Source organism: Streptomyces viridosporus (assembly GCF_002078235.1).
GTDB lineage: Bacteria > Actinomycetota > Actinomycetes > Streptomycetales > Streptomycetaceae > Streptomyces > Streptomyces viridosporus.
In genome coordinates this window covers 1-878 of sequence record NZ_MSGP01000782.1, presented here as the reverse complement: position 1 = coordinate 878, position 878 = coordinate 1, and the positions used below count along the sequence as shown (strand labels likewise).

1 protein-coding gene and 1 pseudogene are annotated in these 878 nt (G+C 76.5%); both read left to right on the top strand.

The window, feature by feature from the left end; translation table 11 throughout:
* A partial coding sequence (locus B7L92_RS37450) for an ADP-ribosylglycohydrolase family protein (RefSeq protein ID WP_143626482.1) occupies positions 1-731 on the top strand: 731 nt, incomplete at its 5' end.
* A pseudogene (locus tag B7L92_RS43255) lies at positions 719-878 on the top strand (ADP-ribosylglycohydrolase family protein); the annotation flags it as partial. The gene B7L92_RS37450 and the pseudogene B7L92_RS43255, both read left to right, overlap by 13 nt.

The following is an 878-nucleotide window of genomic DNA, read 5'->3' as shown; positions in this document are numbered from 1 at the left end:
CGCGCTGGATCCCGGAGCTGGAGGCGGAGGCGCTCCCGCTGCAGCGGATCTTCCTTGCGGAGAAGTGGCTGGTGGCCCGGATCCACTACGGGCACGTCGATCCGCGCGAGGCGGGCGTCGGCAACATCGTCAACTGCGGTGCCGCGATGTACATGGCGCCGGTCGGCCTGGTCGACGCGGCCCACCCGGCCGCCGCCTACGCCGAGGCGCTGGTCGCCGCGTGCCTGTCCCTGGCGAAGGACGGCACCCGGGAGGCGATCGAGCGGGTCTGCGAGGAGGCGTCCCGGCACTCAGACTTCGAGTCGGCGCTGGGTCCGCTGCGGCGGGCGGTGGCCCCGTACGACACCGTGGGCCCCGACTACCGCTCCCCCTCCCTGGGCGCCCGCCGCCCGTCCCGGCTGCACGCGATCGAGGAACTGCCCGTGGCGCTGGGCATGGTGGTGGTGGCCGGCGGCGACTTCCGGCACGCGGTGCTGGGCGCGGTGAACTACGGCCGCGACTGCGACTCCATCGCGACGATGGCCGGTGCCGTGACCGGTGCCCTCGGCTCGCCCGTCCCCGAGGACTGGGCCAAGACCGTGGCCGAGGCCAGCCGCCTCGACCTGTGGGAGCCCGCGGTCACGCTCACCGGTGTGGCCCGCGAGGTCTTCGCCCGGGACGTGCGGCGCCGCCGTGCCCACGAGCGGGCGTTCGCGGAGCTGGCAGGGGGAGCGCCGGAATGCTCCGACTGACCTGGGTGCAGCCGGAGGACCTGATCGGCCACGAGCTGCGCCAGGCGGCCCAGGACGGCCGTGACCCCTCGGCGATCGCGGCCCGCTGGCGGGCCGCGGGCGGCACCGGGGCCCCGCCGAGCGCGGGCGCGTCCCCGCGGCCGGCGC